22 protein-coding genes are annotated in these 26,430 nt (G+C 68.6%); 10 read left to right on the top strand and 12 right to left on the bottom strand.

Annotated features, from left to right (window positions below):
* Nucleotides 1-13 precede the first annotated feature (13 nt).
* On the bottom strand, nucleotides 14-694 hold the full coding sequence (locus tag QZ772_RS06825) for a lipocalin family protein (protein WP_295524223.1): 681 nt from the start codon (nucleotides 692-694) through the stop codon (nucleotides 14-16).
* A 130-nt stretch (nucleotides 695-824) separates the two neighbouring features.
* Here QZ772_RS06825 and tal point away from each other — a divergent pair, with 130 nt between their 5' ends.
* The 3 genes from tal to QZ772_RS06840 all read left to right on the top strand — a co-directional run bounded on the left by tal (nucleotide 825) and on the right by QZ772_RS06840 (nucleotide 5,700).
* On the top strand, nucleotides 825-1,778 hold the full coding sequence (gene tal, locus QZ772_RS06830) for a transaldolase (protein ID WP_295524226.1): 954 nt from the start codon (nucleotides 825-827) through the stop codon (nucleotides 1,776-1,778).
* Nucleotides 1,778-3,328: a glucose-6-phosphate isomerase gene (gene pgi / locus QZ772_RS06835; RefSeq protein WP_295524228.1), complete on the top strand. Its 1,551-nt coding sequence runs from the start codon at nucleotides 1,778-1,780 to the stop codon at nucleotides 3,326-3,328. The genes tal and pgi overlap by 1 nt, the downstream gene beginning before the upstream one ends.
* Before the next feature lie 134 nt (nucleotides 3,329-3,462).
* A complete protein-coding gene (locus QZ772_RS06840; RefSeq protein WP_295524230.1) occupies nucleotides 3,463-5,700 on the top strand; it encodes an NADP-dependent isocitrate dehydrogenase in 2,238 nt (745 codons plus the stop codon).
* Between the two features lie 189 nt (nucleotides 5,701-5,889).
* Here QZ772_RS06840 and groL read toward each other — a convergent pair whose 3' ends face one another.
* Together groL and groES are read right to left on the bottom strand one after the other, a co-directional pair.
* Nucleotides 5,890-7,530 (bottom strand): chaperonin GroEL, encoded by a 1,641-nt coding sequence (groL, locus tag QZ772_RS06845; RefSeq protein WP_043113290.1) that lies wholly within the window; start codon nucleotides 7,528-7,530, stop codon nucleotides 5,890-5,892.
* Nucleotides 7,531-7,559: 29 nt separating this feature from the next.
* The gene (gene groES, locus QZ772_RS06850; protein ID WP_017757321.1) at nucleotides 7,560-7,850 is read right to left on the bottom strand and encodes a co-chaperone GroES; all 291 of its coding nucleotides are present in this window, start codon (nucleotides 7,848-7,850) and stop codon (nucleotides 7,560-7,562) included.
* A 407-nt stretch (nucleotides 7,851-8,257) separates the two neighbouring features.
* On the opposite strand from groES, the gene QZ772_RS06855 reads away from it, so the two are divergent.
* The 4 genes from QZ772_RS06855 (at nucleotide 8,258) to QZ772_RS06870 (ending at nucleotide 12,568) form a co-directional block, all read left to right on the top strand.
* The gene (locus QZ772_RS06855) at nucleotides 8,258-8,653 is read left to right on the top strand and encodes a helicase SNF2 (RefSeq protein ID WP_295524231.1); all 396 of its coding nucleotides are present in this window, start codon (nucleotides 8,258-8,260) and stop codon (nucleotides 8,651-8,653) included.
* 187 nt (nucleotides 8,654-8,840) lie between these two features.
* Complete coding sequence (locus tag QZ772_RS06860; RefSeq protein WP_295524233.1) at nucleotides 8,841-10,052, top strand: PepSY domain-containing protein; 1,212 nt, start codon at nucleotides 8,841-8,843, stop codon at nucleotides 10,050-10,052.
* A complete protein-coding gene (locus QZ772_RS06865) occupies nucleotides 10,049-10,300 on the top strand; it encodes a hypothetical protein (RefSeq protein WP_295524263.1) in 252 nt (83 codons plus the stop codon). Before QZ772_RS06860 ends, QZ772_RS06865 begins: the two co-directional genes overlap by 4 nt.
* A 159-nt stretch (nucleotides 10,301-10,459) precedes the next feature.
* Entirely contained in the window at nucleotides 10,460-12,568 is a 2,109-nt protein-coding gene (locus QZ772_RS06870; protein WP_366510548.1) for a TonB-dependent receptor, read from the top strand.
* A 236-nt stretch (nucleotides 12,569-12,804) separates the two neighbouring features.
* Here the strand turns inward: QZ772_RS06870 and QZ772_RS06875 are convergent, their stop codons facing one another.
* Nucleotides 12,805-14,292: a nucleobase:cation symporter-2 family protein gene (locus QZ772_RS06875; RefSeq protein WP_295524236.1), complete on the bottom strand. Its 1,488-nt coding sequence runs from the start codon at nucleotides 14,290-14,292 to the stop codon at nucleotides 12,805-12,807.
* A 148-nt stretch (nucleotides 14,293-14,440) separates the two neighbouring features.
* On the opposite strand from QZ772_RS06875, the gene QZ772_RS06880 reads away from it, so the two are divergent.
* On the top strand, nucleotides 14,441-15,325 hold the full coding sequence (locus QZ772_RS06880) for a LysR family transcriptional regulator (RefSeq protein ID WP_295524261.1): 885 nt from the start codon (nucleotides 14,441-14,443) through the stop codon (nucleotides 15,323-15,325).
* 73 nt (nucleotides 15,326-15,398) lie between these two features.
* Here the strand turns inward: QZ772_RS06880 and QZ772_RS06885 are convergent, their stop codons facing one another.
* The 7 genes from QZ772_RS06885 to QZ772_RS06915 form a co-directional block, all read right to left on the bottom strand.
* On the bottom strand, nucleotides 15,399-16,124 hold the full coding sequence (locus QZ772_RS06885) for an ABC transporter ATP-binding protein (RefSeq protein WP_295524238.1): 726 nt from the start codon (nucleotides 16,122-16,124) through the stop codon (nucleotides 15,399-15,401).
* Nucleotides 16,117-16,911 carry an ABC transporter ATP-binding protein gene (locus QZ772_RS06890; RefSeq protein ID WP_295524240.1) on the bottom strand — a complete coding sequence of 265 codons (795 nt, stop codon included), beginning with the start codon at nucleotides 16,909-16,911 and terminating at the stop codon, nucleotides 16,117-16,119. The genes QZ772_RS06885 and QZ772_RS06890 overlap by 8 nt, the downstream gene beginning before the upstream one ends.
* Nucleotides 16,912-17,071: 160 nt before the next feature.
* Nucleotides 17,072-18,037: a branched-chain amino acid ABC transporter permease gene (locus tag QZ772_RS06895; protein WP_295524242.1), complete on the bottom strand. Its 966-nt coding sequence runs from the start codon at nucleotides 18,035-18,037 to the stop codon at nucleotides 17,072-17,074.
* A 59-nt stretch (nucleotides 18,038-18,096) separates the two neighbouring features.
* The gene (locus QZ772_RS06900) at nucleotides 18,097-18,960 is read right to left on the bottom strand and encodes a branched-chain amino acid ABC transporter permease (RefSeq protein ID WP_295524244.1); all 864 of its coding nucleotides are present in this window, start codon (nucleotides 18,958-18,960) and stop codon (nucleotides 18,097-18,099) included.
* A gap of 34 nt (nucleotides 18,961-18,994) precedes the next feature.
* Complete coding sequence (locus QZ772_RS06905; protein WP_295524245.1) at nucleotides 18,995-20,185, bottom strand: ABC transporter substrate-binding protein; 1,191 nt, start codon at nucleotides 20,183-20,185, stop codon at nucleotides 18,995-18,997.
* A 187-nt stretch (nucleotides 20,186-20,372) separates the two neighbouring features.
* Nucleotides 20,373-21,812 (bottom strand): glutamine synthetase family protein, encoded by a 1,440-nt coding sequence (locus QZ772_RS06910; protein WP_295524247.1) that lies wholly within the window; start codon nucleotides 21,810-21,812, stop codon nucleotides 20,373-20,375.
* A 5-nt stretch (nucleotides 21,813-21,817) separates the two neighbouring features.
* On the bottom strand, nucleotides 21,818-23,158 hold the full coding sequence (locus QZ772_RS06915) for an aromatic ring-hydroxylating dioxygenase subunit alpha (RefSeq protein WP_295524249.1): 1,341 nt from the start codon (nucleotides 23,156-23,158) through the stop codon (nucleotides 21,818-21,820).
* Nucleotides 23,159-23,440: 282 nt separating this feature from the next.
* On the opposite strand from QZ772_RS06915, the gene QZ772_RS06920 reads away from it, so the two are divergent.
* Nucleotides 23,441-24,178 carry a GntR family transcriptional regulator gene (locus tag QZ772_RS06920; RefSeq protein WP_295524251.1) on the top strand — a complete coding sequence of 246 codons (738 nt, stop codon included), beginning with the start codon at nucleotides 23,441-23,443 and terminating at the stop codon, nucleotides 24,176-24,178.
* Between the two features lie 10 nt (nucleotides 24,179-24,188).
* Here the strand turns inward: QZ772_RS06920 and QZ772_RS06925 are convergent, their stop codons facing one another.
* The gene (locus QZ772_RS06925) at nucleotides 24,189-25,109 is read right to left on the bottom strand and encodes a LysR family transcriptional regulator (protein ID WP_295524253.1); all 921 of its coding nucleotides are present in this window, start codon (nucleotides 25,107-25,109) and stop codon (nucleotides 24,189-24,191) included.
* Nucleotides 25,110-25,221: 112 nt separating this feature from the next.
* Between QZ772_RS06925 and QZ772_RS06930 the strand changes: the two genes are divergently transcribed.
* The coding region (locus QZ772_RS06930) for an FAD-dependent oxidoreductase (RefSeq protein ID WP_295524255.1) at nucleotides 25,222-26,430 on the top strand (1,209 nt) is incomplete at its 3' end.

Genomic DNA, 26,430 nt, shown 5'->3' on the forward strand with positions numbered 1-26,430 from the left:
CCAGCGCGGTGGCTCAGGCCGGCGAATCCTGCGCGCCGCTGCGCACCACCTGGTCGATGTCGAACCCCAGGGTGCGGGCGTAGTCCAGCTCGGCCGCCAGTGAAGCTTCGTCCAGGTGCTGCACGCGCGAGAGCACCCAGAGGTAGTCGCGCTTGGGCGTGCCGACCAGCGTCACCTGGTAGTCGCGGTCCAGCTTGAGGATCCAGTAATCCCCCCAGGCGATGGGCAGCCAGCGCATCCAGGCGGGTGCGAAGCTGACGGCCAGCCGGCCCGCGCCCGGCAGGCCGGCCACGCGCACCGCATGGGCGATGCCCACCGATTCGTCGACCTGCCCGTCCTGGCGCACGCAGCGGTTGCGCACCTCCACCGTGCCGTCCGGCAGCGGGGTGTATTCGGCCGACACGGTGCCGCCGCAGGCCTTTTCGAAGCGGTTCGGCAGGCGGGCCTGCTCGTACCAGATGCCGGCATAACGCTTGAGGTCCACCGGCGCCACCACCTGCAGCGGGGCGCGCATCAGCGGCGCGCCGTCCGCCGGGCCGGCCGGCTGGCGGTGGCGGCGGGCCCACTTGAGGCCGGCCATGGCGGCGATGCCGCCGACGCAGAAGGCCGCCGCCAGCAGGGCGATGCGGTGGCCGGTGTCGTGCTCGTCGTGCAGGTCGGGGGTGTCGTTCAGGTCGCGGCCGAAGCGGCTCATGGGGGCTCCCGTCGGAATTGGAAAACAGCCTTCGACATTAGCGTCAGGGGCCCTCCAGGCCTGTCAGCCACCAGCCAAAACGGCCGTGCGCAGTCGGATTGCGCCATCTGCGCGCGACATAATCGATTGCATGAACCAACTCGACGCCCTCCGCCAATGGACCACCGTGGTCGCCGACACCGGTGACTTCCGCCAGCTCGCCCAGTTCAAGCCGCAGGACGCGACCACCAACCCGTCGCTGATCCTCAAGGCGGTGCAGAAGACCGAGTACCGGCCGCTGCTGGACGAGGCGCTGGCCCGCCACGCCGGCCGGCCGCTGGACGAGATCGTCGACCGGCTGCTGGTGCGCTTCGGCTGCGAGATCCTGGCGCTGGTGCCGGGCCGGGTGTCGACCGAAGTGGACGCGCGGCTGTCCTTCGACACCACGGCCACCGTGGCCCGCGCGCTGCGGCTGGTCGAGCTGTACAAAGCCGAGGGCATCGACATCGAGAAGCGGCTGCTGATCAAGATCGCTGCCACCTGGGAGGGTATCGAGGCCGCGCGCGAGCTGGAGGCCCGCGGCATCCACACCAACCTGACGCTGCTGTTCTCCTTCGCGCAGGCCGTGGCCTGCGGTGCGGTGGGCGTCAAGCTCATCTCGCCCTTCGTGGGTCGCATCTACGACTGGTACAAGAAGAGCGCTGGCGGCAGCTGGGACGAGGCCGCCAGCAGCGGTGCCAACGACCCCGGCGTGAAGTCCGTGCGCCGCATCTTCGACTACTACAAGCGCCATGGCATCGCCACCGAGGTGATGGGCGCGAGCTTCCGCAACGTGGGCCAGATCGCCGCGCTGGCGGGCTGCGACTTGCTGACCATCAGCCCGGAGCTGTTGGCCGAACTGGCGGCGAGCGATGGACCGCTCACCCTCGCGCTGGACGCCGCGGCTGCGCGCGACTGTGCCGACATCCCCAAGGTCACGCTTGACGAGCCGGCCTTCCGCTTCGCACTCAACGAGGACGCCATGGCCACCGAGAAGCTGGCCGAAGGCATCCGCGGCTTCACGGCCGATGCGATCAAGCTCGACAAGCTGATGGGAGCTGCCTGATGCCCGTGCGCTGCGAGCAAACGCCCGCCTGGGCCCGCCTCCAGGGCCTGCAGGCTGCCCGCCGGGGCTTCGATCTGCGCCAGGCTTTCGCCGCTGACGCCGGCCGTGCCGCCGCACTGAGCCAGGAGGCGCCTTACCTTTTCGTCGACCTGTCCAAGAACCTGCTGGACGCCGAGGTCGAACAGGCCCTGCTGCAGCTTGCCGCCGACTGCGGGGTCGAGGCGAAGCGAGCTGCCTTGTTCGGCGGCGAGTCGATCAACAGCACCGAAGGCCGCGCCGTCATGCACTGGCTGCTGCGCACGCCCGCAGGCGCCAAGGGCCTGGCGCCCGCCGCTGCGGCCGAGCTGCCGGCAGTCCATGACACGCTCGACGCCATGCTCGCCTACGCCGAGAAGGTGCGGGCCGACCACACCATCACCGACGTGGTCAACATCGGCATCGGCGGCTCTGACCTGGGCCCGCAGATGGCGGTGCTGGCGCTGGCGGAGCATGTCGCGCCGGGCAAGCACTTCCATTTCGTCTCCAACGTGGACGGGCATGAGCTGGCCGGCGTGCTCAAGGGCCTGGCGCCGGAGCACACGCTGTTCCTGATCGCCTCCAAGACCTTCACCACGGCCGAGACGATGGCCAACGCCCAGTCGGCAAAGCGCTGGTACGAGCAATCGGGCGGCACCGACATCGCTGGCCACTTCGCGGCGCTCACCACCAACGTCGAGGCCGCGCGCGCCTTCGGCATCGACACCACCTTCGGCTTCTGGGACTGGGTGGGCGGTCGCTATTCGATGTGGTCGGCCATCGGCCTGCCCATTGCGCTGGCCGTGGGCGCCGAGGGCTTCCGCCGCCTGCTGGCCGGCGCCCATGCCATGGACGAGCATTTCCGCACCGCGCCGCTGGCCAACAACCTGCCGGTACGGCTGGGCCTGCTGGATGTCTGGTACCGCAACTTCCTGGGCTTCACCAGCCGCTGCATCGCGCCGTACCACAGCGCGCTGCGCCGCGTGCCGGCCTACCTGCAGCAGCTGGAGATGGAGAGCAACGGCAAGCAGGTCGATCTGGACGGTCGGCCGCTCGCCGTCGGCACCTCGCCCGTGCTGTGGGGCGAGCCCGGCACCAACGGCCAGCATGCCTACTTCCAGATGCTGCACCAGGGCACGGACGTGGTGCCGCTGGAATTCGTCGCCGTGCGCCGGCCGGCGCATTCGCTCGAGGGCCACCATGCGAAGCTGCTGGCCAACGCCATCGCGCAGGCGCAGGCGCTCATGGTGGGCAAGGCCGATGCCGGCGGGCACCGCCACTTCCCCGGCAACCGGCCGAGCAGCTTCTTCGTGCTGGAGGAGCTCACGCCCGAGTCGCTGGGCGCCTTCATCGCCATGTATGAGCACCGGGTGTTCGTCAGCGGCGCGATCTGGGGCATCAACAGCTTCGACCAGTGGGGCGTGGAGCTGGGCAAGGTACTGGCCAAGGACCTGGAGCCGCGGCTCGCCAGCGGCGACGTGCAGGGGCTGGATGCCTCCACGGCCCAGTTGCTGGGCCGCTTGAAACAGGACTGATCCCGCCGCTTTCCCTTCCTCGGCCCGGGCCTGGCGTCCGGGCCGAAGTCCGTCTGGCGACGCCTGCGCCGATCAGAGCGAAAATGCCCGCCGGACCCGATTCCGACCATCTTCTCCAAGGACATCCCAGCGCCATGAGCACGACGTCTCCGACCATCATCTACACCCTGACCGACGAAGCGCCCGCGCTCGCCACCGCCTCCTTCCTGCCCATCGTCCGCACCTTCGCGCAGGCCGCGGGCGTCAACGTCCAGACCAGCGACATCTCGGTGGCCGGCCGCATCCTCGGCCAGTTCCCGGAGTGCCTGACCGAAGAGCAGCGCGTGCCGGACAACCTGAGCGAGCTGGGCAAGCTCACGCTCAAGCCCGAAGCCAACATCATCAAGCTGCCCAACATCAGCGCCTCGGTGGCCCAGCTCAAGGCCGCCATCAAGGAACTGCAGGACAAGGGCTACAAGATCCCCGACTTCCCCGAGAACCCGCAGACCGACGAAGAGAAGGACATCCGTGCGCGCTACAACAAGTGCACCGGCTCCGCCGTCAACCCGGTCCTGCGTGAAGGCAACTCCGACCGCCGCGCGCCCAAGGCCGTCAAGGAATACGCCCGCAAGAACCCGCACAGCATGGCCCCCTGGAGCCAGGCCTCGCGCTCGCATGTGTCGCACATGCATGCCGGCGACTTCTACCACGGCGAAAAGTCGATGACGCTGGACCGCGCGCGCGACGTCAAGATGGAGCTGATCACCAAGAGCGGCAAGACCATCGTGCTCAAGCCGAAGGTGTCGCTGCTCGACCGGGAAGTGATCGACTCGATGTTCATGAGCAAGAAGGCCCTGCTGGCCTTCTACGAGAAGGAAATCGAGGATGCCCGCGAGACCGGCGTGATGTTCTCGCTGCACGTCAAGGCCACCATGATGAAGGTCTCGCACCCCATCGTGTTCGGCCACTGCGTGAAGATCTTCTACAAGGACGCCTTCGAGAAGCACGGCAAGCTGTTCGACGAGCTGGGCGTGAACGTCAACAACGGCATGGTCGACCTCTACAACAAGATCGCTACGCTGCCGACCGCCAAGCAGGACGAGATCAAGCGCGACCTGCATGCCTGCCACGAGCACCGTCCCGAGCTGGCCATGGTGGACTCGGCCAAGGGCATCACCAACTTCCACTCGCCCAACGACATCATCGTGGATGCCTCCATGCCCGCCATGATCCGCAACGGCGGCAAGATGTGGGACGCCAACGGCCGCCTGAAGGACGTCAAGGCCGTGATGCCGGAGTCGACCTTCGCCCGCATCTATCAGGAGATCATCAACTTCTGCAAGTGGCACGGCGCCTTCGACCCCAAGACCATGGGCACCGTGCCCAACGTCGGCCTGATGGCGCAGCAGGCCGAGGAATACGGCTCGCACGACAAGACCTTCGAGATCCCCGAGGACGGCGTCGCCAACATCACCGACCTGGCCACCGGCGAAGTGCTGATGAGCCAGAACGTGGAGCAGGGCGACATCTGGCGCATGTGCCAGGTCAAGGACGCCGCCATCCGCGACTGGGTCAAGTTGGCCGTCACCCGCGCCCGCAATTCCGGCATGCCCGTGGTCTTCTGGCTGGACCAGTACCGCCCGCACGAGGCGCAGCTGATCACCAAGGTCAAGATGTACCTGCATGAGCACAACACGACCGGCCTGGACATCCAGATCATGAGCCAGGTGCGCGCCATGCGTTACACGCTGGAGCGCGTGATCCGCGGCCTGGACACCATCAGCGCCACCGGCAACATCCTGCGCGACTACCTGACGGACCTGTTCCCGATCATGGAACTGGGCACCTCGGCCAAGATGCTGTCGATCGTGCCCCTGATGGCGGGCGGCGGCATGTACGAGACGGGCGCCGGCGGCTCGGCCCCGAAGCACGTGCAGCAGCTGGTGGAAGAGAACCACCTACGCTGGGACTCGCTGGGCGAGTTCCTGGCCTTGGCCGTGAGTCTGGAAGAGCTAGGCATCAAGAACAGCAATGCCAAGGCCAAGGTGCTGGCCAAGGCGCTGGACACCGCCACCGGCAAGCTGCTGGACAACAACAAGGGCCCGAGCCCCAAGACCGGCCAGCTGGACAACCGCGGCAGCCACTTCTACATCGCGCTGTACTGGGCCCAGGCCCTGGCCGAGCAGACCGAAGACGCCGAGCTGGCCACCAAGTTCAAGCCCCTGGCCCAGAAGCTGGCCGCCGACGAGCAGAAGATCGTCGCCGAGCTGGCCGAGGTGCAGGGCAAGCCGGCCGACATCGGCGGCTACTACAAGACCGACCCTGCCAAGACCGACGCCGTGATGCGCCCCAGCAAGACCTTCAACGAGGACCTGGCCAGCGTCGCCGCCTGATCGAGTCACAGGGCTGCACTGCAGCCCCATCCCATCAACGAAAAAGCCGTCGCATGCGACGGCTTTTTTTTCGCCCCGCCGAAGCAGCGCGCAGGCGGAGCGCCCATGAAAAAAGCCGGGCTTCGCCCGGCTTTTTGATCTGACTTGAACAGAACCAAATCAAGCGCGCAGCAGCGCGCTTGATTTGAATTACATGTCCATGCCACCCATGCCGCCCATGCCACCGGGCATGGCGGGTGCTGCGGACTCGTCCTTCGGCGCTTCGGCGACCATGCACTCGGTCGTCAGCAGCAGGGCAGCCACGGAAGCGGCGTTCTGCAGGGCGGTGCGGGTCACCTTGGTCGGGTCCAGGATGCCCATCTCGATCATGTCGCCATAGGTGTCGTTGGCGGCGTTGAAGCCGTAGTTGCCCTTGCCTTGCAGCACGGCGTTCACGACCACGCTCGGCTCGCCACCGGCGTTGGCGACGATCTCGCGCAGGGGCGCTTCGATGGCCTTCAGGATCAGCTTGATGCCGGCGTCCTGGTCGGCGTTGTCGCCCTTGATGTCACCGACGGCTTGCTTGGCACGCAGCAGCGCCACGCCACCGCCGGCCACCACGCCTTCTTCCACCGCGGCACGCGTGGCGTGCAGGGCGTCTTCGACGCGGGCCTTCTTTTCCTTCATCTCGACTTCGGTGGCAGCGCCGACCTTGATCACGGCCACGCCGCCGGCCAGCTTGGCCACGCGCTCTTGCAGCTTCTCGCGGTCGTAGTCGCTGGTGGCTTCTTCGATCTGGATGCGGATCTGCTTGACGCGGGCTTCGATGTCGGCAGCGGCACCGGCGCCATCGATGATGGTGGTGTTTTCCTTGCCCACTTCGATGCGCTTGGCCTGGCCCAGGTCAGCCAGCGTCACCTTCTCGAGCGACAGGCCGACTTCTTCAGCGATGACCTTGCCACCGGTCAGGATGGCGATGTCTTCCAGCATGGCCTTGCGGCGGTCGCCGAAGCCAGGTGCCTTGACGGCCACGACCTTCAGAATGCCGCGGATGGTGTTGACCACCAGGGTCGCCAGCGCTTCGCCGTCGACTTCTTCGGCAATGATCAGCAGCGGACGGCCGGCCTTGGCCACGGCTTCCAGCGTGGGCAGCAGGTCACGGATGTTGCTGATCTTCTTGTCGAACAGCAGGACAAACGGGTTGTCCAGCAGTGCGGCCTGCTTCTCGGGGTTGTTGATGAAGTAGGGCGACAGGTAGCCGCGGTCGAACTGCATGCCTTCGACGACGTCCAGCTCGTTGGCCAGGCTCTTGCCGTCTTCGACGGTGATCACGCCTTCCTTGCCGACCTTGTCCATCGCGTCAGCAATGATCTGGCCGACGTCGGTGTCGCTGTTGGCCGAGATGGAGCCGACCTGGGCGATTTCCTTGGAGGTCGTGGTGGCCTTGCTGGACTTCTTCAGCGCTTCGACCAGGGCGGCGACCGCCTTGTCGATGCCGCGCTTGAGGTCCATCGGGTTCAGGCCGGCAGCCACGTACTTGGAGCCTTCGCGCACGATGGCCTGGGCCAGCACGGTGGCGGTGGTGGTGCCGTCACCAGCGTTGTCGCTGGTCTTGGAGGCCACTTCCTTCACGAGCTGGGCGCCCATGTTCTGCAGCTTGTCCTTCAGCTCGATTTCCTTGGCCACGGACACACCGTCCTTGGTCACGGTGGGGGCGCCGAAGGAGCGCTCGAGCACCACGTTGCGGCCCTTGGGGCCCAGGGTCACCTTGACGGCGTTGGCGAGGATGTTCACGCCTTCGACCATGCGTGCGCGGGCGTCGCCGCCGAAGACCACGTCTTTTGCTGCCATTTTGTGTTTCTCCTAGATCCGGGGATTGATTACTTCTCGACGACCGCGAACAGGTCGTCTTCCTTCATGACCAGCAGCTCTTCGCCATCGACCTTGACGGTCTGGCCGGAGTACTTGCCGAACAGCACGCGGTCGCCGACCTTGATGTTCAGGACGACGAAATCGCCCTTGTCGTTGCGCTTGCCGGGGCCGACGGCCAGGACTTCACCCTGGTCCGGCTTCTCGGCGGCGTTGTCGGGGATCACGATGCCCGAGGCGGTCTTGGTTTCGCTTTCAACGCGCTTGACGATCACGCGATCGTGCAGAGGACGAAGTTTCATTGGGAATCTCCTGGAAGAGGGACGGAATGAGGGTTGTGCGACAGGGCGACGAGGCCCTGCCATCCACTTGGCGTCGGTGCTGTTAGCACTCACCGCCAGCGAGTGCTAATCATAAGGACTTTTGGCGGCATTTCAACTGGGGTGCCGGCCTACGGCGCCTAGCGGCGAAGGATTGCGGCTGCGGCTTGACAAGTCCGTGCGAACAATCAATGCCATTGAATTCTTCAATTGTTCGCGATATGGAAACTCGTCGACCGCAGTTCGACAGGCAGTCAGACGGCGTTCCGGCCGCATCATTCATTCCACGGCGCCGATGAAACCCCAGCGCCGCCACCGCCCGGCGACGACCTGTCGCCCCGCAGGCTCTCAGTGGGTGACCCATCCTCGCTACAGAAAAGGACAACATCATGACCAAGACTTCCAAGACTCTCGCTGCCGCCGCGCTGGCCCTGTTCGCCGCTGCCGGCGCCGTGCACGCCGAGGAATACGAAGGCGTGCTCCAGTTCAACTCCAACCTCAGCCGCGCCGAAGTGCAGGCCCAGGGCGTCGCTGCGGCCCATGGCCCAGACCTTTACGCCGAAGGTGCCCTGGCCCACACCACGCCGGTGATGACCTCGCCGCGCCTGCGTGCTTCGGTCCAGGCCGAAGCCGTGGCCGCCGCCCATGCGCCGGACCAGAACGTGCAGGTCGGCTCGCGGGGCGACCAGCGCTTCTTCGCCGGCATCGCGCCCAGTACCGTCGTTGGCGGCACGACCTGGGCCATCCGCGGCCATGCGGACGCAGTGCAGCAAGGCGCCGAATAAGTTCTGCCCCTGCGCGCCTGCCGCAGAGGTCAGGCAGCGCAACGCACCGCACCACAGGCGCCTCCGGGCGCCTTTTTCATGGGCCTGCGAATTCCAGCCCTGACGACGGGCGCATACGCGAAGCCACCTCGTGCCCGCCTACAATGAAAACAATTCGCATTTGTATTGTGGGCGTCGCAACATGGGCATGGACAGCAAGACCATCAAGACCTGGGCCTGGGTGCACAAGTGGAGCAGCCTCGTCTGTACGGTGTTCATGCTGCTGCTGTGCCTCACCGGGCTGCCGTTGATCTTCCATCACGAGATCGGGCACCTGCTGGGCACCGAGGTGGAAGCGCCGAAGATGCCGGCCGACACGCCACGCGTGAGCCTGGACCGCGCGCTCGAAGTGGCGCGCGCCCAGCATCCGGACCGCGTGGTGCAGTTCGCCTCTCACGACGAGGACAGCGAGGACATCTGGTTCGTCACCCTCACGCCCACGCCGGCGCCCACCGACGACTTCCGCTCGGTGGCCGTGGACGCGCGCACCGGCCACATCCTGGCGCAGCCGCGCTTCGACCAGGGCTTCATGTGGATCATGTTCAAGCTGCACGTCGACCTGTTCGCCGGCCTGCCGGGCAAGCTCTTCCTGGGACTGATGGGCCTGCTGCTGCTGGTGGCGCTGGTTAGCGGCACGGTGCTGTACGCCCCCTTCATGCGCAAGCTGGAATTCGGCACCGTGCGGCGCGACCGGCGGCCGCGCGCCAAGTGGCTGGACCTGCACAACCTGCTGGGCATCGTCACGCTGACCTGGGCCTTCGTGGTGGGCGCCACCGGCATGATCAACACCTGGGCCGACCTGCTGATCAAGTACTGGCAGCACGACCAGCTCAGCGCCTTGCTGGCGCCCTACCAGGGCCAGCCGCTGGTGCCGGTGGCCGAACGGGCGCCGCTTCAGCGTGCGCTGGAAGCGGCCAGGGCCCAGGCGCCAGACAAGCGGCTCTCCTTCATCGCCTTCCCTGGCACGGCCTTCTCCAGCCCGCACCACACCACCTTCTTCCTGCGCGGGCAGGAGCCGCTGACCTCCAAGCTGCTGCAGCCGGTGCTCGTGGACGCCCGGACCGCCGAGGTGACGGCCGCGCCCAGGCTGCCCTGGTACCTGACGGCACTGCTGGTCTCGCAGCCGCTGCACTTCGGCGACTACGGTGGCATGCCGATGCAGATCCTGTGGGCGCTGCTGGACATCGCCACCATCATCGTGCTGGGCACCGGCCTGTACCTGTGGCTGCGCAAGGGCGATCCGGCGCACGTGCACCGCGCGCATGGCCCTGCGGATGGCGCGCCGGCCAGGGGTGAACACCCTGCGCCCATGCGGCCTCAGCCTGTGCAGGCACGCGCGAGCCTGGAGTCGTCGCGATGAGCGCCCGTCCGGCGCAGCCGAGGGCCGACCGCGCCGCGAGCGCGGCCAGTGGTGCACCTGCGGATGCCAGTGCCGACCGCCGGCCCTGGGGCGGCATGTGGGGCTGGCCGCTGGTACTCGGCATCTCCACGGCCATCGGGCTGGTTTCCTCGCTGTTCAGCGATGGCGGCTTCGGCGACTGGCTGGGCTGGCTGACGCTGGGAGCGCCGGTGGCGGCCTGCCTCTGGTGGGGCTGGCTGCGCCGCTGAAGGGCCTGCACGCGCTGCCGGGCAGAGAGCGCGCATCCACGCATCCACCGACAGCGCGCGGCTTCGCTGCCCTGCGGCCCGTCCACGGCAATTGGCGCCTGCACCGACGCGGGCGGTCGTCGGGCTCCCGCAGAATGCCGGCCCATGAATACATGGCGCATGGCGAAAACGGTGGGGGTCGTGGTGGCAACCGCGCAGGCGGGGCTGGCGGCCGCGCAGGTGGCGGTCGCCGGTCAGTTGCCCGAGGTGACGGTGAGCACACCGAGCGGGCCCCAGCCCGTCTTTGCCGTGCCGGGCTCGGTGGATCGTGTCGAAGGCGCGGACCTGCGCGACAACCGCCTGGGCGTGCAGCTGAGCGAAGGCCTGGGCGCCGTGCCCGGCCTGCAGATCCGCGACCGGCAGAACTTCGCGCAGGACCTGCAGCTGTCCATCCGCGGCTTCGGTGCCCGCTCGACGTTCGGCGTGCGCGGCGTGCGGCTGTATGTGGACGGCATCCCCGCCACGCTGCCCGATGGCCAGGGCCAGACCTCCAACATCGACATCGCCTCGCTGGAGCGCATCGACGTGCTGCGTGGGCCGTTTTCGGCCCTGTACGGCAATTCCTCCGGCGGCGTGGTGCAGGCCTTCACGGCGCCGGGCGAGGCACCGGCCAGCCTGTCGTACAGCGTGGCCGGCGGCAGCAACGGCACCTGGCGCGCTGGCCTGGTTGGCAGCGGCAAGCAGGGCGCCGTCGACTGGCGGCTGAGTGCCAGCCGCTATTCGACCGACGGCTGGCGCACGCATTCGGCCGCGCAGCGCGACCTGGCCAACGGCCGCGTGGGCATCGACCTCGATCAGGGCGGCAAGCTCACGCTGGTGTTCAACCGCGTCACGGTCGATGCGCAGGACCCGCTGGGCCTGACCGCGCAGCAGTTCGCCACCGCACCGCGCAGCGCCGATGTGGCGACGCAGTACGACACCCGCAAGACCGTGACCCAGAGCCAGGCCGGCGTGGTGTTCGAGCAGCCGCTGGGTGCGCAGCAGTCGCTGCGGGTGATGCTCTACGGCGGCGAGCGCGGCACCACGCAATACCAGGCCATCCCGCCTTCGGCGCAGCAGAACCCGCGCCATGCCGGCGGCGTGATCGACCTGGACCGCCACTATGCGGGTGCCGATCTGCGCTGGACCGGCAAGTTCGATCTGGCGGGCCGGCCCTTCGAACTCGTGGCGGGCCTGGGCTACGACAGCCTGCGCGAATGGCGCCGCGGCTACGAGAACTACCTGGGCAGCCCGGCGCAACCGTTGCTGGGCGTGCAGGGGCGGCTGCGCCGCAACGAGCGCAACGAGGTCTTCAACGTCGACCCCTATGCCCAGGCCACCTGGCGCTTCGCGCCCGACTGGTCGGCCGAGTTCGGTGTGCGCCGCAGCCGGGTGCATTTCGATTCGCAGGACCGCTACGTCACCGGCGCCAACGGCGACGACAGCGGCACCGCCACCTACAGCCGTACGCTGCCCGTGGCCTCGCTGCGCTGGACGCCGACGCGCGACCTGGCCCTGTATGCGTCCGCCGGCCGCGGCTTCGAGACGCCGACGCTCAACGAGCTCTCGTACCGATCGGACGGCGTGGGCGGCCTCAACTTCGGCCTGCGCCCGTCGGTGAGCGACAACGTGGAACTGGGCGCCAAGGCGCGTGTGGCCGGCGGCCTGCTCACGGCGGCGGTATTCCAGACACGCACCCGGGACGAGATCGTCACCGACACCAACGTCGGCGGCCGCTCCACCTTCCGCAATGCCGGGCGGACGAAGCGGCAGGGCGTGGAGCTGGGCTGGCAGCACGAAACCGAGAACCACTGGCGCACGCAGCTGGCCTACACCTGGCTCGACGCGCGTTATCAGGACGCCTTCTGCACGCTGGCGCCCTGCAGCGCCGCCAACCTCGTGCCGGCCGGCCGTCGCCTGCCCGGCGTGGCCAGCCAGTCGCTGTATGCGGCCTACGGCTGGATGCCGCCGCAGGGCTGGCGCGCAGGGGCCGAACTGCGGGCCGTGGCTAAGGTCTGGGCCAACGACCTGAACACCGCCCGTGCGCCGGGCTATGCCGTGGCCGCCCTTCATGCCGGTTACGTGCTCAAGCTCGGCCGTTGGGACCTGAATGCCTTCGCCCGCATCGACAACCTGTTCGACCGCCGCTACGCGGGCTCGGTGATCGTCAATGAGGGCAATGCGCGCTACTTCGAGCCGGCACCGGGTCGGACCTGGACGATGGGCTTGGGCGGCACCTATAGCTTCTGACGCAATGAAGGATGGAGGCTGCTCTTTGCAGCAGCGACCAGAGAGGCGCGTGGGCAAGGAGCCGTCGGAAAGGCCCTGACCTTTCGGGTTGAGCCTGTCGAAGGCTGCCCCGGCCCTGCCCGTCGTGCGTCGGGTTCAGGGCAAGCAGGAAGAGGAAGCAGCAGCCCAACGAAAAAAGCCGCCCGGAAGCCCGGGCGGCTCGAACACGAATGAGGCTGCTCGAGCCAGCGCAGCGCTCAGTGTGCCTCCGCCTGCCGCGCCGCCGCGATGCTGGCCGCCTCGTCGTGCCGCGCACCGTTGAGGAACAGGTTCAGCACCACCGCCGTGATCGAGGTCAGCAGGATGCCCGACTCGATCAGCGGATGGATGCCGTGCGGCATCCACTGCTTGAAGTTGGGCGCCAGCAGCGGAATCATGCCGATGCCGATGGAGACGGCCACGATCATCGCGTTGTGGCGGTTGGTCTTGAAGTCCACGCCGCTCAGGATGCGGATGCCGGTGGCCAGCACCATGCCGAACATCACCAGGCCCGCGCCGCCGAGCACCACCGTCGGCAGCGACTCCACCAGTGCCGCCATCTTGGGCAGCAGGCCCAGCACGATCAGGATCGCGCCGCCGGCCACGCAGACGAAGCGGCTCTTCACGCCCGTCACCGCCACCAGGCCCACGTTCTGCGAGAAGCTGGTGTAGGGGAAGGTGTTGAAGATGCCACCGATCAGCGTGCCCAGACCGTCGGTGCGCAGGCCGCGGGCCAAGTCCTGCTGGCTCACCTTGCGGTCCGTCATCTCGCCCAGCGCGAGGAACATGCCGGTCGACTCGATCATCACCACGATCATCACCAGGGTCATGGTGAAGATCAGCACCGGGTCGAAGATGGGCATGCCGAAGTGGAAGGGCAGCACCACATCCACCCAGGCGGCCTTGGCCACCTTGTCGAAGGTCATCAGGCCCATGGCCGCCGCCGCGATGGCGCCGATGACGATGCCCAGAAGCACCGAGATGTTGGCCACAAAGCCCTTGGCGAACTTCACGATCAGCAGGATGGACACCAGCACCAGCGCCGAGATGCCCACGCCGGAGAGGTCGGCGTACTTGGGATTGGGCACCGTTGGCATCAGCGCCAGGCCCTTGGGCGCCGGCGGCAGCGAAGAGCCGGGTGAGGTCACGTCGGCCAGCCACTTGGCGTAGGCCGGATCGACCACGGCCGGGGCCGTCGGGCCCACCGGGTTGCCGAAGATCCAGTTGATGCCCACGCGCATCAGCGTGATGCCGATGACCGCGATGATGGTGCCGGTCACCACCGGCGGAAAGAAGCGCAGCATGCGGCTGACCAGCGGCGCGATGAGGATCGAAACGATGCCGGCCCCGATGATCGAGCCGAAGAGCAACTGGGCCCCCGCCTGCCCCGGGTTGCCGTTGGCGATGGCCACCATCGGTGCCACCGAGGCGAAGGTCACGCCCATCATCACGGGCAGGCGGATGCCGAACCACTGCGTGGCGCCCAGCGCCTGGATCAGCGTGACCAGGCCGCAGCAGAACAGGTCGGCCGAGATCAGCAGCGCCACCTCGTCGGGACTGAGCTTGAGCGCACGGCCCACGATCAGCGGCACGGCGACGGCACCGGCATACATCACCAGCACATGCTGCAGGCCCAGCGCGGCCAGCTTGCCACTGGGCAGCTTCTGGTCGACGGGGTGGACGGACAACGAAGCAGACGAACTCATGGGAACGAACTCCTCGCCCTCATCGTGGGGCTGGCGCGAAGCATAGAGAAAGCCAAAAATCGTCAAAGACGGTCAATCCGATAATTCAATCGCGTCTGCCGATCAATGGGTTTGGAAAGGGCGGTTTCCCTTGGCAATCAAGTCTTCCTTGCCGGAGCTCAGGGTTTTCCTGGCTGTGGCCGAAAGCGGTCATTTCACGCGGGCCGCGGAGCGCCTGGGCATGTCGCAGTCCTCGCTCAGTGCGGCGCTGGGCAAGCTGGAGCGCGAACTGGGTGCGCGCCTGTTCGACCGCCACACGCGCGCCTGCCGCATGACCGACGCCGGCACGGCGTTGCTGCCGGCCGCGCGCCGGCTGGTGGCCGACTGGGACCACCTCGTCGCCGATGCGCAGGACTTCGGCCGCTTCGCCCGGGGCCGGGTGGCGGTGGCGGCGCCCAATGCCCAGTGCGCGCTGCTGCTGCCGCCGGTAATCCGCGCCTTCGGCGAGTCGCACCCCGGCGTGCGGGTGGTGCTGCACGATGTGCCCGAGCACGAGGTGCACGCCCTGGTGCGCAGTGGCGCCGCCGACCTGGGCATCGCCACCCAGACCGATGCCCGCAGCGACCTGGTGGCCTCGCCGCTGCAGTCGGACGAGTTCGTCGCGGTGATGGCGCCCGACCATCCGCTGGCCGCGCGCCGCTCGCTGGAATGGTCCCAGTTGGCGCGGGCGCCGGTCATCGGCTACCTGCCCGGCAATCCGGTGCGAACGCTGCTGGAGGAGAAGCTGGCCGCGCGCGGCATCGCGCTGGACTATGCCTTCGAGATCGCGCTGCCCTGGACCATGATGGGCCTGGCCCGCGAGGGCCTGGGCGTGGCGGTGGTGACCATGGCGCTGCGGCCGCTGGCGGCTTGGCATGGGCTCGAGGTGCGCACCGTGGGCCGGCCGCAGGTGGCGCGCATGCTGACGCTGCTGCGGGCGCCGGCCCACTCGCCGTCGCCAGCGGTGGCGGCCTTTCGAGAGCAGCTTATGGCGGCGACGGGCGCGCGGCTGTGAGTCGCCGCGCAGACGAAAGACACAGGCCGTCGCCCGTAAGAAAAGCACGTCGGGCAGGGCCCCGGGCGTTGGATCAGGCGCCCTCCGCCGCGATGCCTACGCCGAGCAGCCCTTCCAGCAGTGCCGCATCCTGTGCCAGCGCAGCGCTCGGCCCGGCATGGACGACGCTGCCGCGCTCCAGCACGATGGCCTCGTGCGTCATCTCCAGGGCCAGCACCGGATGCTGTTCCACCACGACGGAGGCCAGGCCTTCGCCCTCGCACAGCTGGCGGATGGCGGCGGCCAGTTCCTCCACCACGATGGGCGCCAGGCCTTCCATCGGTTCGTCCAGCAACAGCAGCGAGGGGTTGGTCATCAGCGCACGGCCGATGGCCAGCATCTGCTGCTCGCCGCCGGAGAGCTGATGGCCCTGGTTGCCGCGGCGTTCGTGCAGGCGCGGGAAGAGGCCGTACACGCGCGCCAGCGTCCACGCGCCCGGACGCGCGATCACGCGCAGGTTTTCCTCGACGGTGAGCGAGGGGAAGACCTCGCGTTCCTGCGGCACCCAGCCCAGGCCGGCGCGGGCGCGGCGGTGTGGCGCCCAGCTCGTGATGTCCTCGCCCTGCCAGCGGATGGCGCCGCGCGTCACACGCGTGTGACCCATCAGCGTCTCCAGCAGCGTGGTCTTGCCCACGCCGTTGCGGCCCAGGATGGCCAGGCTGCGGCCGGGCGCGAGCGAGAAGCTCAGCCGGTCGAGCACCACCGCCTGGCCGTAGCCGGCGACCACGCCGTCGAAGGCGAGTTGTGAAGCCTCAGCCATGCGCGGGCTCCTGCGTGCGGGCGACCGGCAGGTGTGCATGGGCACGGCCCAGGTACACCTCGCGCACGCGCGGGTCGGCGGCGATCTCGGCCGGGCTGCCCTCGGTCAGCTGCCGGCCGGCCACCAGCACCGAGATGCGGCGGGCAAAGCGGAAGACGAGTTGCATGTCGTGCTCGATGAACAGCACCGCCACGTCGGCGGGCAGGGCGGCGACGGCGTCAAAGATCTCGCCGCTCTCGTCCTTGGGGACGCCAGCAGCGGGCTCGTCCAGCAGCAGCACGCGCGGGCGCGTGGCCATGGCCAGGGCGATCTCCAGCAGGCGCTGCTTGCCATAGGCGAGTTCGGCCACCGGCACATGGGCCAGGTCGCCCAGCCGCAGCAGGGCCAGCAGGCGCTCGGCCTCATCGTGCAGCGGCCGGTAGCGGGCGACGGGCTTCCACCACACGGCGCCGATGCGCTCGCGCTCGGCCAGGGCCAGCAGCACCGACTGCAGAGGCGTGAGCCGAGGGAAGAGGGCGTTGATCTGGAAGGTGCGGGCCAGGCCCCGGCGCACCCGCGCATCGGGCGACCAGGCGGTCACGTCCTGCCCGTCCAGCTGCACACGGCCTTCGGAGGGCTTGAGCACGCCGGTCAGCAGGTTGATCAGCGTGGTCTTGCCGGCGCCGTTCGGGCCGATGAGCGCATGCCGGTCGCCGGCCGCGAGCGACAGGTTGACGCCCGCCACGGCCTGGAAGGCGCCGAAGCGCACGCCCAGGTTGTCGGTGTTGAGCAAGATGGGAGCGATCATGGCGCACTCCCGTCGGGCCGATGGCCCACAAACCGGTCGGGCCGATGGCCCACACACCGTTCGGGCTGAGCCTGTCGAAGCCGGGGCGCGATCATGGTGCCTGCGCCGTTCTGCCCTTCGACAGGCTCAGGGCGAACGGATTTGATGTTGCAGGCCCTGCTCACGTCGCACCTCCCGCGTCCCGGCGCCGGCCCTGCGTCAGCCGTGCCAGCAAGCCCATCAGCCCCCCGCGGCCCACCAGTACCGCAGCGATCAGGAACAGCCCCAGCCAGAACATCCAGTACTGCGGATTCATGTCGGCGAAGCGGTCGTGCACCAGCATGTAGACCACCGCGCCGAGCATGCCGCCGTAGAGCCGCCCGGTGCCACCCAGCACCAGGATGATCAGCACCTCGGCCGAGCGGTTGAAGCCGATGGACTCGATGCCCACGAACTGCGTGGTCTGCGCCAGCAGCGCGCCGGCGATGGCGGCCACGCCGGCCGAGAAGGCATAGGCCATGCGAAGCCGCGCATCCACCGGCGTGCCCAGCGCCAGCATGCGCTTGCGGTTGTCGTGGATGCCGCGCAGCGCCATGCCGAAGGGCGAGCGCAGCACCCGCCGCACCACCAGGAAGACGGCCAGCACCACCACGAAGCTGTAGACGAAGGCCGTGCGGCCGAAGAAGTCGAACTCGAAACGGCCCAGCAGTGGCGACACCGCCATGCCCTGCAACCCATCGGTACCGCCGGTGATGGCCGACAGCCGGTTGGCCAGCTCATAGAGCAGCACACAGACGGCGATGGTGATCATCAGCCGGGCCAGGTCGGTGCCGCGCACCACCAGCCAGCTGAGCAGCCAGCCCAGCGCCAGGCCGACGGCCAGGGCCGCGGCCAGTCCGCTGATCGGCTCGCCCCAGCCATGCTTGGCCAGCAGGCCCGCCGCATAGGCGCCGGCGCCGAAGAAGGCCGCATGGCCCACGGTGAGGATGCCCGCATAGCCCAACGCCATGTCCAGCGACACGGCGAACAGGCCGAAGATCAGCACCTGACTCATCAGCGTGAGCTGCTCGGGCATCAGGAAGAAGCTGCTGGCCAGAGCCGCCCAGAACGCCGCTTCGGCGGCGATCTGGCGGCGCGGCGTCTTCACCGAATGGGCTCCGCCCGAAGCATGTCCGGCTTGCAGACCGGGCGCGCGTGCGATGCCGCTCATGCCGTCGCCCCTTTTCGCACCACCAGCCCATGGGGCCGCAGCAGCAGCATCACGATCATCACGCCGTAGATCAGGAAGGCGCCGGTCTGCGGCATGTAGTACTTGCCGGCCACGTCCACGATGCCCACCAGCAGCGCTGCGGCAAAGGGCCCGGTGATCGTGCCCGCGCCGCCCACGCACACCACCAGCAGGAAGTACACGAGGTATTTCAGCGCAAAGCCCGGCTCCAGCCCCAGCACGCCCAGGCTCAGCGCACCGCCCAGCCCGGCCAGGCCGCAGCCCAGCGAGAAGGTCAGCAGAAAGAGCCGCTGCACATGGATGCCGGTGCCGGCCGCCACGCGCTGGTTGTCCACCGCGGCGCGCACCATGGCGCCGTAGCGGGTGCGGCCCAGTACCAGCAGCAGGGCGGCCAGCACCGCCAGGCCGCAGCCGATCAGGAACAGGCGGTAGCGGCCCAGCCCCACGCCGGCCACTTCGATCTGGCCCTGCAGCCACAGCGGCAGCGTGAAGGGCTGCGGCGAGGGCCCGAAGAGCCAGGTGAAGGCCGCGATGGACACGAACACCAGCCCGATGGACAGCAGCACCTGGTCCAGCGGATGCGCGCGGTACAGGCGCCGGTACAACAGCCATTCCAGCATTGCGCCCAGCAGCGCCGAGGCGACGAAGGCGGCCAGCAGCGCCAGCCCGAAGCCCACGCCGTGGGCATTCATCAGCACGGCCGCCGCATAGCCGCCCGCCATGGCGAAGCTGCCATGCGCCAGGTTGACGAAGTTCATCAGCCCCATGGTCACCGACAGCCCCACCGCCATCAGGAAGAGGAGCATGCCGTAGGCCACTCCATCGAAAAGCACGACCGCCATCTGCCGCTGTTCCTCCGCGCGTCGCCGGCTCGCCTTACTTGGCTTCCTTGGCCGGGTCCTTCACGCGGTCGAACTTGTCGAACTCCACGTTGACCAGCTGGCCGTCCTTGGTCTTCTCGACCTTGCGGATGTAGACCGTCTGCACGATGTCGCGCGTGGCCGGGTCGATCTCGATGGGGCCGCGCGGGCTTTCGAAGGCCACGCCCTTGAGCGCTTCCATCACCTTGTCGCCCGAGGCTTCGGCACCGGCCTTCTTGTAGGCCAGCTCGATGGCGGTCATGGCGTCGTAGGCGGTGATGGCGAAGTAGCTCGGGCGCAGCTGGGTGCCGAACTCGGCCACGAAGTCCTTCACGAACTTCTCGTTCTTGGCCGACTTGTGGGCGTAGGAGTAGTGGTGCGCCGTCACCAGGCCCAGAGCCACGTCGCCGGTGGCCTGCAGGTAGCTGTCGTCGGTGGCCTCGCCGGTGGCGTAGAGCTTGATGCCGGCTTCGTCCATCCCGCGCTCCTTCCAGACCTTGAGGAATGCCGGCGGCATCACGCCCGAGGGAAAGAAGAAGAACACGGCCTGCGGCTTGGCGTCCTTGATGCGCTGGACATAGGCCGAGAAGTCGGGGTTGTTCATGGGCGTGCGCACCTCGCCCACCACCTTGCCGCCGCCTTCGGTGAAGGCCTTCTTGAAGGCCGTCTCGGCATCGGTGCCCGAGGCATAGTCGGCCACCACCGTGTAGGCCTCCTTGACGCCGTTCCTGAGCATCCACCGCGCCATCGGATCGGCCATCTGCTGCACGGTGAAGGAGACGCGCGCCACATAGGGCGAGCTGGTGGTGATGCCGGACGAGGCGGCGTTCATCACCACCACCGGCACCTTGGCCTGGGCGGCGACGGCACCCACCGCATAGGCATTGGGGCTGAAGTCCAGGCCGGTGAGCACGCTCACCTTGTCGCGCACGATCAGCTCCTGCGCGATGCGCTTGGCGGCATCGGGCGCCGGGCCGGCGGTGTCTTTCTTGACGATCTCCACCGCGCGCCCGGCGATCTTGCCGCCATGCTCCTTGAGGTAGAGCGCCACCCCGGCATCGAACTGCCGGCCGTAGTCGGCATAGGGCCCCGAGTAGGTGGCGATCAGCCCGATGCGCAGCGGCTCCGCCGCCTGGGCGGCAGCGCCCATCAGGCCCAGGCAGGCAACAGCAATCGCGCCCAGGGCGCTTCTCTTGGTGACGGTCATCGCAGAAATCCTCGTTAGAACAGCAAACAAAACCTTGGGCGTAGATAACTGCACAGCAGGCCAAACGTCAGAGGGCCGCGGAGCAGGCCATGCCGATGGCACTCGCGGAACTGGCTTTGCCAGGCCGCGGAGTGCGCCCCCTGGGGGGGAGGCGGCTACACGAAGTGAGCAAGCAACGGGGGGGTTGTCAGTACATATCGAAATACTCGCGGTGCTCCCACTCGGAGACCTCCAGGTTGAACCGCGCGATCTCCGCCTGCTTGATGTGGCAGTAGTAGTCCACGAAGGCGCGGCCGAGTCGCTCGACCAGCACCTCGTCGACCTGCAGCGCGACCAGCGCATCGCCCAGCGACCGGGGCAGCGGCTCGGCCGGCGTGTCGTAGGGCGCGTCGGCGCTGGGGCCGGGGTCGAGGCGGCGCGCCATGCCGTCGAGGCCAGCGTGGATCTGCGAGGCCAGGTACAGGTACGGATTGGCCGTGGGTTCGCCCACGCGGTTCTCGATGCGGGTGCCGGCATCGCCAGGTCCGCCCAGCACGCGCAGCATGGCGCCGCGGTTGTCGCGGGCCCAGATGGCGCGGTCGGGCGCCAGCGAGAAGGGTCGATAACGCCGGTAGCCGTTGATCGTCGGGCAGGCCAGCACCGAGGCGCCCACCGCATGGGCCTTGAGGCCGGCCAGCCAATGCATGCCCAGCGGGCTCAGGTCGCCTGCGCCTTCCTCGGGGATGAAGGCGTTGACCCCATCGCTGCGCCGCCGCAGCGACTGGTGCAGGTGCCAGCCGCTGGACATCACGTTGGGGATCTTCGGCCGGCACATGAAGGTGGCGTGCCAGCCCTGCCGCTGGCAGATCTGCTTGATGGCGCTGCGCAGCAGGACCATGGTGTCGGCGGGCGTCAGGCCCGCGGTGGGGCCGAAGGTGAGCTCGAACTGGCTGGGGCCAAACTCGATCTCCAGCGAACGCAGTGGCAGGCCCAGCGCGATGAGCTGGTCGTGCAGCACCTGCATCACCGCATCGACGCGGTCGTAGCGCAGCTCGGTGAGGTACTGGTGGCCGTGCGACAGCAATGACACGCGTGGCGGCTCGCCGGGCTGACCCGAATCGGCCAGGCCCATGCGCGCATCGTCGAGCTGGAAGACGTGGAACTCCACCTCCAGCCCGGCGACGAAGTCCAGGCCCTCGCGGCCCAGTTCATCCACCGCCTTCTGCAGGATGCGCCGCGTGGCGAAGGGACAGGGGCTGCCATCGGCCATGTAGGCATCGCACAGCACCCAGCCGGTCTTCTTGGCCCAGGGCAGGATGCGGGAGGTGCCGGGGTCGGCCACCAGCGTGAAGTCGGCGCCGCCTTGCAGTCCGGGCAGTGCAAAGCCGCCGCCGGCGCTGAAGACCGGGAACACCGTCTTGTGCGAGGTGTCCTTGGCCAGCAGGGTGGTGGTGAGGTTGACGCCGCCGCGCAGGGCGCTGCGGGCCTCGCTGGCCACCAGGGTCTTGCCGCGCAGCAGGCCGTGCTGGTCGGGCCAGGCGAAGCGCACCACGTCCACCTCGCCGCTGGCCAGGCGCCGGTCCAGCTCGGCGGCCTGGCGGGCCTGCTCGTCGGTCCACAGGCCGTGGCGGTCCACGAAGCTCGCCATGGCGCTCAGCCCGCCTTGCCCTGGGTCAGCCGGGCGGCGGCCCAACTGCTCTTGAGGCGGCGCTCGCGGTCGGCCTCGCGCCAGTAGGCGTCGTTGTCGCTGCCGCGGTCGTTCACGCCGTCGATGGAGGGCGGGCCGCTGAAGGCGGCGGCCTGGTCGGCGCCGATCAGCAGCGGCGCTTCGCGCTCGCCGCGCTGCACGCTCTCGATGGCGCGCACCAGCATGCGCCGGAAGGTGATGATGCCCTTGTCGGTGGCGCCCAGGTGCTCGCGGCTGCGGTCCTGGATGGAGCCCTGCGATTCGCAGGCCCACTGGTCGTGCACATTGATGTCCATGCCCATGCCGGTGAAGGTCTGGTTGGCCTGCTCCTGCACGTCGTAGCCGTACTGGTTGGACTTGTTGCGGCGCGAGATGTAGTCGGGCAGCTCGATGGTGGCCAGGCGCTGCTCGCGCATCTGCTGCTTGTCCACCGGGCCGGTGAAGCTGGTGAAGATGGCGTACCAGTAGGTGTGGGTGTCGTCCACCGGCACATGCCATTGGGTGATGGTCATCTCCGCGCTCATCGGGATGACGAAGGCCTGCGGGAACATCACGTTGGTCACGCGCACATGCGTGGCCTTTTCATCGAGCTTGCGCAGCGTGGTCAGGCGCATGCCGTATTCGGTGGGCTCCACCGCGATCTCGGGCCGGTCGTATTCGCGCAGCACCTTGGTGATGGGCAGGTCGGAATCGGCCGAGGCGCCGCGGAACTGCTTGCCGTAGCTCTCGGAGGTGTCCTCGTCCTCGAAGAAGCGGTGCAGGAAGGAGGCATGGGCCGGGTCCATGCCCACCTCCAACGCCTGCAGCCAGTTGCATTCCCACAGGCCCTTGAAGGCGAAGGTGTGCGTGCCGGGTGCGACGAAGCAGTCGAACTCCGGAAAGGCCGGCGGCTCGCCCGGGCCGATGTACGCGAAGACGATGCCCGAGCGCTCCACCACCGGGTAGGCGCCCTGTTTGATGCGCGTGCACATCTTGCTGCCCACGGGCTCGGCGGGCGTTTCCAGGCATTGGCCGGTGGCGTCGAACAGCCAGCCGTGGAAGGGGCAGCGCAGGCCGCCGTCTTCCAGACGGCCGAAGGCCAGGTCGGCGCCGCGGTGCGGACAGTCGCGGTCGAGCAGGCCCAGGCGGCCGGTCTCGTCGCGGAACAGCACGAAGTCCTGGCCCATCAGCTTGACGGCCTTGAGCGGGCGCGGGCCGTCCAGCTCTTCCAGCAGCGCGACGGGCTGCCAGTAGCGCCGCAGCAGTTCGCCCGCGGGCTTGCCGGGAGCGACGCGGGTCATGAAATCGTTCTGTTCCTGGGTGATCATGGGCTACTCCATCGAGGGGCTGCACATCGTTGTATGCAATTGCATGCAGTGTCGCGCCAGAGCTTGTGTTTCGTCAATGGTGGGCAAGCAGCTCGGCGGCACGATGCGAGGTCATTTTTCCTGTGTTGGGTAGGTATGAGGCGCGGGAATGCACCAGTGACGGGCATTACTGCCGTTGACAAGGAGATCCCTCTTCTGCATGCAACTTGCGCGCCAAGGTGCGCCATGGGCATGCCGCTGCACGCCGGCGCCTAGAATCCGCGGCAGCTTCGGAACTGCGCCATGGACTCCCAACAATCACGCGTGCTCGTCCAACTCCGGGACATGATCCTCAAGGGCGAATTCGGCCCCGGCGAGCGCCTGGCGGAGATCCCGCTCTCGGAGCGCCTCGGCGCCTCGCGCACGCCGGTGCGGCTCGCGCTGGCCAGCCTGGAGCACGAGGGCCTGATCGAGCCCTCGCCCTCGGGCGGCTACCAGATGCGGGCCTTCACCTCGCGCGAGATCGCCGACGCCATCCGCGTTCGCGGCGTGATCGAGGGCTTTGCGGCCCGCCTGCTGGCGGAGGACGGCGCCTCGCGCCAGCTGCTGCGCCAGTTGCACGACTGCCTCGACGAAGGCGACCGCGCCGTCAACAAGCCCACCATGGAGCTGGACGACTACGCCGCCTATGTGGAGATGAACGACCGCTTCCATCGCCTGATCCTCGAAGGCTGCGGCAATGCGGCCGTGCTGCGCACGCTGGACATGCTGGCCAGCCAGCCCTTCGCCGCGCCCAGCGCCATGCTGCCCATGCAGTCGTCGATGGAAGAGGGCCAGCAGTGGATGCGCCAGGCCCACCGCACCCACCATGCCCTCGTGCAGGCCATCGAGCGCGGCCAGGGCTCGCGCGCCCAGGCGCTGGGCGAGGAGCATGTGGAAATCGCCCGCATGAACCTGGACTACGCGCTGGAGCGGCCCGACCTGGCCGCGCAACTGATGCCCGGCATGCGCCTCGTGGCTGGCAGCCGCGGCCGGAGCTGACAACCGTCGCTCAGCCTGCGGCAGCCCGAGCGGCGCGTTGCTGAAGCAGTTCGACAAACGCGAGGGCCGGCGGCGACAGTGCCAGCCCGCGGCGCTGGTAGATGTAGTAGGGCCGGCGCATCTCCGGCCCCCGCAACTCGATGAAGCGCAGGCCGAAGTTGTCGGCGAAGGACCGCGCATAGTCCGGCACCGCCGCCAGCCCGGTGCCCACGCCGACCAGCGCCAGCGCGGTGGTCAGGTACTCCACTTCGGCGGCGGTCTGCAGCGAGAGCGAGGCATCGTGCGCATGCAGGTGCCGCTCCAGGTGGCGGTTGAACTCGCTCGAATAGAGCACCCAGCGCTCGTTGCGCAACTCGTCCCAGGCCACGGCCTTGCGCCCGGCCAGCGGGTGGCCGGCGGCGCAGACCAGGCGGATCGGCACGTCCATCAGGAAGGTGCGGGCCACGTCCTCGCCGGTGGGTCGCTCGGGCCCCACACCCAGTTCGGCATCGCCACGGCGCACCGTGCCCACCACCGCATCGGCCGTGGCGTCCGCCATGCGCAGGCCGATCTCTGGGTGGGCGGCCTCGAACTCGCCCAGCACGGCCGCCACCCAGGTGCAGGCCAGCATCTGCGGCGCGACCACGCGCAGCAGGCCGGTGCGCAGCGAGCGCAGGTCCGAGGCGCCTTCGGCCATCTGCTGCAGGTCGTCCAGGATGCGTCGGGCCAGCGGCAGCAACTGGCGGCCGGCCTCGGTGAGCGTCACGTTCTGGCCGCGGTCGAAGAGCTGCAGGCCCAGCGCTTCTTCGAGCTGCTGCACCAGCATGCTGACGGCCGACTGCGTGAGGTGGAGCTGCCGCGCCGCCGCCGTGAAGCTGCCCGCGCGGGCCACGGCGGCAAAGGCGCGCATCTGCCGCAGGCTGAGGGCGTTGAGGGTGGGGGAAGGCTGCACCAGCGTGGAACGGGCAAGGCAATGGGAGGTGGCTGATTATCAGAAGTCTTGATGGGCCCATGAAAAGAATTGGCTGGCTTGATGGCGCTCAAGCTTTCCAGAATGCCGGCCCATGCACATCGCCGTCATCGGAACCGGAATCGTGGGCAACTGCACCGCTGCCTGGCTGCAGCGCGACGGCCACCGCATCACCTTCGTCGATCCGCTGGACGCCGGCGAGGCCTGCTCCTTCGGCAATGCGGGCTCGCTCTCGCCCAGCGCCTGCCTGCCGGTGGGCATGCCGGGCATGTGGAAGAAGGTGCCGCGCTGGCTGCTCGACCCGCTGGGCCCGCTGACGGTGCGCTGGGCCTATGCGCCGGTGGTGCTGCCCTGGCTGCTGCGCATGCTGCGGCATTCCTCCCGCGAAGAGGTCACGCGCATCGCCACCGCGCTGCGCACGCTGCTGGCGCCCATCTTCGACAGCTACGAGCCGCTGCTGACCCATGCCCAGGTCCAGCATCTGGTGCGACGCAGCGGCTGCCTGTATGTGTTTTCCTCGCGCGAAACGGCGGCGCAATGGGCCTGGGGCATGAAGCTGCGCCGCTCGCTGGGCGTGCAGATGCGCGACGTGGAGCAGGACGAGCTCGAAGCGCTGGAGCCCGACCTGAAGGGGCAGTTCCGCTTCGGCATCCTGGCGCCGGAGAACGGCTCTACCACCGACCCGTCGGCGCTGGTGAAGGCGCTGCATGCCCAGTGCCTGGCCGACGGCGGGACGCACCTGCGTCAGCGCGTCACCGGCTTCGAGCGGCAGGGCGGCCGCGTCACGGCCGTCAAGCTGGACGCGGGCGCACCCTTGGCGGTGGATGGCGTGGTCGTCGCCGCGGGTGCCTGGTCGGGCCGGCTGGCCGCCGCGCTGGGCAGCCCGGTGATGCTGGAAACCCAGCGGGGCTATCACGTCACGGTGCAGAGTTCCAACCTGCAGTTGCGCCACACCGTGATGGCGGTCGAGCACAACCTGATGGTCAACCCCATGGCCATGGGTCTGCGGCTGGCAGGCACGGTGGAATTCGCCGGCCTGGCCGCCGAGCCCAACCTGGCCCGGGCCGATGCGCTGCTGGCGCAGGGCCGGCAGCTCTTTCCGCACCTGGACACCTCCGCCTTCACGCGCTGGATGGGCCACCGGCCCTGCCTGCCCGACAGCCTCCCGGTGGTGGGCCCGGCGCGCAGCGCCGACAACGCCTGGCTGGCCTTCGGCCATGGCCACATGGGCATGTGCATGGGCGCCACCACGGGCCGCGAGATCGCGCACCTCGTGGCCGGACGGCCCACGCAGGTGGATCTG

The organism is uncultured Pseudacidovorax sp. (assembly GCF_913773995.1).
In the GTDB taxonomy this organism is placed as follows: domain Bacteria; phylum Pseudomonadota; class Gammaproteobacteria; order Burkholderiales; family Burkholderiaceae_C; genus Xenophilus.

What these genes read in the sequence shown, in the direction of transcription:
- QZ772_RS06885 (WP_295524238.1), bottom strand. Translation starts at nt 16,124, where the DNA reads ATGGCTGAGGCTTCACAACTCGCCTTCGACGGCGTGGTCGCCGGCTAC.
- pgi (WP_295524228.1), top strand. Translation starts at nt 1,778, where the DNA reads ATGCCCGTGCGCTGCGAGCAAACGCCCGCCTGGGCCCGCCTCCAGGGC.
- QZ772_RS06870 (WP_366510548.1), top strand. Translation starts at nt 10,460, where the DNA reads ATGGCGAAAACGGTGGGGGTCGTGGTGGCAACCGCGCAGGCGGGGCTG.
- QZ772_RS06825 (WP_295524223.1), bottom strand. Translation starts at nt 694, where the DNA reads ATGAGCCGCTTCGGCCGCGACCTGAACGACACCCCCGACCTGCACGAC.
- QZ772_RS06865 (WP_295524263.1), top strand. Translation starts at nt 10,049, where the DNA reads ATGAGCGCCCGTCCGGCGCAGCCGAGGGCCGACCGCGCCGCGAGCGCG.
- QZ772_RS06860 (WP_295524233.1), top strand. Translation starts at nt 8,841, where the DNA reads ATGGACAGCAAGACCATCAAGACCTGGGCCTGGGTGCACAAGTGGAGC.
- tal (WP_295524226.1), top strand. Translation starts at nt 825, where the DNA reads ATGAACCAACTCGACGCCCTCCGCCAATGGACCACCGTGGTCGCCGAC.
- QZ772_RS06840 (WP_295524230.1), top strand. Translation starts at nt 3,463, where the DNA reads ATGAGCACGACGTCTCCGACCATCATCTACACCCTGACCGACGAAGCG.
- QZ772_RS06915 (WP_295524249.1), bottom strand. Translation starts at nt 23,158, where the DNA reads ATGATCACCCAGGAACAGAACGATTTCATGACCCGCGTCGCTCCCGGC.
- groL (WP_043113290.1), bottom strand. Translation starts at nt 7,530, where the DNA reads ATGGCAGCAAAAGACGTGGTCTTCGGCGGCGACGCCCGCGCACGCATG.
- groES (WP_017757321.1), bottom strand. Translation starts at nt 7,850, where the DNA reads ATGAAACTTCGTCCTCTGCACGATCGCGTGATCGTCAAGCGCGTTGAA.
- QZ772_RS06905 (WP_295524245.1), bottom strand. Translation starts at nt 20,185, where the DNA reads ATGACCGTCACCAAGAGAAGCGCCCTGGGCGCGATTGCTGTTGCCTGC.
- QZ772_RS06875 (WP_295524236.1), bottom strand. Translation starts at nt 14,292, where the DNA reads ATGAGTTCGTCTGCTTCGTTGTCCGTCCACCCCGTCGACCAGAAGCTG.
- QZ772_RS06855 (WP_295524231.1), top strand. Translation starts at nt 8,258, where the DNA reads ATGACCAAGACTTCCAAGACTCTCGCTGCCGCCGCGCTGGCCCTGTTC.
- QZ772_RS06890 (WP_295524240.1), bottom strand. Translation starts at nt 16,911, where the DNA reads ATGATCGCTCCCATCTTGCTCAACACCGACAACCTGGGCGTGCGCTTC.
- QZ772_RS06900 (WP_295524244.1), bottom strand. Translation starts at nt 18,960, where the DNA reads ATGGCGGTCGTGCTTTTCGATGGAGTGGCCTACGGCATGCTCCTCTTC.
- QZ772_RS06920 (WP_295524251.1), top strand. Translation starts at nt 23,441, where the DNA reads ATGGACTCCCAACAATCACGCGTGCTCGTCCAACTCCGGGACATGATC.
- QZ772_RS06910 (WP_295524247.1), bottom strand. Translation starts at nt 21,812, where the DNA reads ATGGCGAGCTTCGTGGACCGCCACGGCCTGTGGACCGACGAGCAGGCC.